At 52.5% G+C, this 4,597-nt stretch carries 2 protein-coding genes, 1 pseudogene and 1 CRISPR repeat array; all 3 genes and pseudogenes read left to right on the top strand.

Going from position 1 to position 4,597, the window contains the following annotated elements; all coding sequences use genetic code 11:
* Nucleotides 1-76: 76 nt before the first annotated feature.
* Nucleotides 77-2,344: pseudogene (cas9, locus tag QP363_RS12515) on the top strand (type II CRISPR RNA-guided endonuclease Cas9); the annotation flags it as partial.
* Nucleotides 2,344-3,261 carry a type II CRISPR-associated endonuclease Cas1 gene (gene cas1, locus QP363_RS12520; RefSeq protein ID WP_083313811.1) on the top strand — a complete coding sequence of 306 codons (918 nt, stop codon included), beginning with the start codon at nucleotides 2,344-2,346 and terminating at the stop codon, nucleotides 3,259-3,261. The pseudogene cas9 and the gene cas1, both read left to right, overlap by 1 nt.
* Before the next feature lie 7 nt (nucleotides 3,262-3,268).
* Nucleotides 3,269-3,574 (top strand): CRISPR-associated endonuclease Cas2, encoded by a 306-nt coding sequence (gene cas2 / locus QP363_RS12525; RefSeq protein WP_255365895.1) that lies wholly within the window; start codon nucleotides 3,269-3,271, stop codon nucleotides 3,572-3,574.
* 50 nt (nucleotides 3,575-3,624) lie between these two features.
* Nucleotides 3,625-4,557: direct repeats of the CRISPR family, unit length 36 nt; unit sequence GAAGTCTATCAGGGGTAATGAGAACTGAACCCCAGC.
* The last annotated feature ends 40 nt before the right edge of the window (nucleotides 4,558-4,597 follow it).

Below are 4,597 nucleotides of genomic sequence, written 5' to 3' on the forward strand. Positions count from 1 at the left end.
AGGCATGGAGGTAGATTACCTTTCCCCGACCCAACACGGTCGGAATCGGAGGTGTCTACCAAACAGGGGGCAGGTCCTAATGACTGACGATGGCGAACGTGCAGGCGCTCGACCACCTGTGCATGACACCAACCGGACGATTCTCGGCTGCAAGGTGAAGCCTTTAGCTGCCTGGTGGGAGCGGGCCTCGGATGACGAACGCGCCGCCATGCTCAAGTCTCTGTCGAATGCCGAAGTTGATGATTTCGATTCCCCTGAAGGAGCTCAAGTTCAAGCTTTCTTCGCGGAGCTCGACGAGACCGAGCATGAGAAGCTCGATTCTCTACATCTGCCGATGGGCCGTGCCGCATACTGCGAAGACACTCTGAAGCGACTAACTAGCCGCATGCTGGACGAAAATCTTGATCTTTACGCGGCACGTTTGGCGGAATTTAACATCCCCAAGGATTGGACCCCTCCCGCTCCTCGAATTGGTGAACCAGTAGGAAACCCAGCTGTAGATCGCGTTCTGAAAGGCGTGGCAAGGTGGCTGGAAGCAGCCGCAGACGTATGGGGTGCCCCAAAGTCCGTCGTAATTGAACACGTCCGCGATGGGTTCGTCAGTAAATCGAAGGCTAACGAAATTGATCGCGAGAACAACGCGCGCCATAAACGCAACCAAAAGCTTTTCCAAGATATGCAGGAGAAACTAGGCATCGAAGGAAAGCCACGCAGTGCCGACCTTTGGCGGTTCCAATCAGTACAACGCCAAAATTGCCAATGCGCCTACTGCGGGGAACCAATCACTTATTCCACGTGCGAGATGGATCATATTGTCCCCCGCGCTGGCCAAGGCTCCACCAATACTCGTGACAACCTCGTGGCTGTGTGTCATCGCTGTAATCTGTCCAAGAAAAACTTCCCCTTTGCTGTTTGGGCAGCCCAGTCTGGAATTCCAGGTGTGAGCGTTAAGGAGGCACTCGACCGTACGCGCCACTGGGCCGAAGATTCCGGCATGTCAGCAAAGGACTTCAACAAATTCCGTACCAGCGTCCGCGAGCGACTGAAGCGAACCGCCATGGATGAACCAATCGACGCCCGCTCGATGGAATCTGTTGCTTGGATGGCGAACGAACTACGCGGCAGAGTTGCGCAGCGCTTTCAAGATAACGGCACTACCGTAAGTGTCTATCGAGGTGCACTCACTGCGGAAGCTCGCCGTGCTTCGGGAATATCAGGCCAACTACGTTTCATCGATGGCACTGGAAAATCTCGCCTCGACCGTCGTCATCATGCTGTCGATGCTGCAGTAGTAGCTTTTACTCAAAACTACGTCGCAGAAACTCTTGCCATTCGTTCAAACAAAAAGCGAGAAGCTGAGCTGCTTCGCTCTGCACCCCAGTGGAAAGAATTCACTGGAGCTGATGAAGCACATCGCGCGGCGTGGAATGCTTGGCTGCCTAAGATGCGAAAACTCGCCATGCTCTTGCAGCAGGCGTTGGATGAAGACCGAGTCGTAGTTACCTCGAATCTAAGGCTACGCATCGGCAACGGACGCGCCCACGAGGACACAATCGGAGAGTTAAAGAAGATACGCGTCGGCGATGCTATTTCGGTCACCGATATCGACAGGGCATCCACCGAAGCATTATGGTGTGCACTCACTCGCGAAGAAGACTTCGATCCTAAAGAAGGTCTGCCAGAGAATCCCGAACGACGAATTCGTGTGCACGGCACTTGGTACGATGCCGACGACGAAATCGAAGTCTTTCCAGTTGGTGCAGGCGCTATCAAGGTACGAGGTGGTTACGCTGAACTAAGCCGTTTCCACCATGCCCGGATCTATAAAATCCCCGGGAAAAAGGCTTCCTCCTTCAGCATGTTGCGGGTTTATAATGTCGATCTAATGCAGCACCGACATGGGGACCTGTTCTCCGCTGAGATCAAACCGCAGACAATGTCAGTCCGCCAGGCAGAGCCCAAACTGCGCAAGGCCCTTGCCGACGGCACGGCAGAGTATATTGGTTGGTTGGTTGTAGACGATGAGCTAGTCATCGACACCTCAAGCTTCAACACCGGACAGATTGCGGAAGTGCAAAAAGAGTTTGGACAAATTCAACGCTGGCGCCTAGATGGGTTCTTCTCAAACTCTAAGTTGCGACTGCGCCCACTTTATATGAGTGCCGAGGGACTATCTTCCGATGTGTCTCAAGCCTCCAAGAAAGTAATAGATAGACCGGGCTGGCTGCCAGCCGTAAACAAAGCTTTTGGTGAAGGCAACATGACTGTGGTCCGTCGAGATGCTCTGGGAAGAATAAGGCTGACTAGCAAGGCTCATCTGCCCATTTCTTGGAAGGCAGAATAATGAACTCTGGGTGGCGGGTCATTGATTGTCTCAATTTGAAGGGGTCTCTCCGGTATTCCCGGGGCCAGCTCATCATCCATCGAGAAGATACTCCAACCGATGTTTCGCTGCCGCTAGCCCAAATCGCAGTCGTCCTCATTGGCTCAGAAAGCACAATCAGCGGTGCCGTTCTCCAGAAGCTCAGTGACTACGACATCGCCCTCTTAGTTTGCGACTGGAGAAACGTTCCGGTCGCCGGTGCTTACCCATGGAACGAACATTCCCGGATCGGTGCTCGCCACCAAGCCCAATCACAATTATCTTTGCCCAAAAAGAAGCAAGCTTGGTCTCGAATTGTCGCAGCCAAAATTTCTGGTCAAGCTTCCGTTCTAAAAGCACTAGCTAAGCCTGGAGCCAAGGAACTCTACGCCCTCTCTCGTACCGTTAAATCTGGCGATCCAGAGAATCTTGAAGCACAGGCAGCGCGCAAATACTGGTCTTGCATCTCCCATGGTCATGCTTACTTACGTTTACCTGGCAGCGGAGAACCTGGCTGGAATTCTGCGCTCGATTACGGTTACACACTTTTGCGCGGCCACGGCATTCGAGCTGTAGCTAGCGCTGGATTATCTGGAGCATTAGGCGTATTCCACCACGGCCGCGGCAACAAGTGGGCATTGGTCGATGACCTTATTGAACCATTTCGACCAATGGTTGATCAGGTTGTATTCACCGTTTCTAGTGACGGACAAGCATTAGGATCGCCGCAAAAGACCCTCATATCGCAGTATCTAAACAGCCCCTTCAATTCCAGTGGAAAATCCTTAAGCACAGCTTTTAATGAGTTCAGCCAACAATATGGCCTATATATCGAGGGAAATCTAAAACACCTAAACGTTCCCGTCTGGGAAGGAAAACTCGATGCCGGCGAAAGATAGTGAACCAATGTGGTGCGTGGTCATGTTCGATCTTCCCGTTAAATCAAGAATTCAAACCAGAGAGGCCAACCGGTTTCGAAACCACCTCTTAGACCTTGGCTTTTGTAGATCCCAACTAAGCGTTTACGTTCAGTATTTCCCCCTCGCCTCCCGTATCGCGACAACCGTCAAGCAAATCAAGTCTGGTCTACCAGAAGGCGGAGATGTGAGAATCATATCCGTCACTGATATTCAATGGTCGAAAGCGATTCGCTTTTCCAAATCAGAGCCTTCCGAAATGGAGAATACCCCACCTCAGCTCACGATTTTCTAGCGGAGGATCACCGATAAACTCCAGTTAAACGACCCTTTTGGGGCCACACTGAAGTCTATCAGGGGTAATGAGAACTGAACCCCAGCCTACGCCGGCGGTGGAGCAGGGTACTTAGAAGTCTATCAGGGGTAATGAGAACTGAACCCCAGCTCTCGAGCATCTCGGCGTGCCGTCCTTTTGAAGTCTATCAGGGGTAATGAGAACTGAACCCCAGCGCATCGACTGAGACTAGCGGAACACCGGGAAGTCTATCAGGGGTAATGAGAACTGAACCCCAGCCCGTTCTCGAATGCGTAGCGGAGTTGAGGAAGTCTATCAGGGGTAATGAGAACTGAACCCCAGCCTAAAGCTGCCCTGAAGGAATTCGACAAGAAGTCTATCAGGGGTAATGAGAACTGAACCCCAGCTTGTATTCCGCACGTATAACGAGGCCGTGAAGTCTATCAGGGGTAATGAGAACTGAACCCCAGCACCGTCAAGTGTGGGCTTGTGGTTACCGGAAGTCTATCAGGGGTAATGAGAACTGAACCCCAGCCTATCGCCGCCCTGGTCGCCGGGCTAGTGAAGTCTATCAGGGGTAATGAGAACTGAACCCCAGCTGTTGGCGAGGGTGACGTCGAGAATGAGGAAGTCTATCAGGGGTAATGAGAACTGAACCCCAGCCATTCTTTCGGCAAATCGATGCGCGGCTGAAGTCTATCAGGGGTAATGAGAACTGAACCCCAGCCGGTATTCGCATTCCTCGCGTACGTCGCGAAGTCTATCAGGGGTAATGAGAACTGAACCCCAGCTTTCTGTCGCGCACCCATTGGGTATTTGGAAGTCTATCAGGGGTAATGAGAACTGAACCCCAGCCCCGCCTCGGATGGTGCTGCGTCGTCCTGAAGTCTATCAGGGGTAATGAGAACTGAACCCCAGCCTGTGCCGAGCTTTGGGCTGGCGCAGGTGAAGTCTATCAGGGGTAATGAGAACTGAACCCCAGCACATCATCCAGCTGCTCGCCAAGGTTCTTGAAGTCTATCA

This window comes from Corynebacterium sp. UMB6689, assembly GCF_030215295.1.
Taxonomy (GTDB): domain Bacteria; phylum Actinomycetota; class Actinomycetes; order Mycobacteriales; family Mycobacteriaceae; genus Corynebacterium; species Corynebacterium aurimucosum.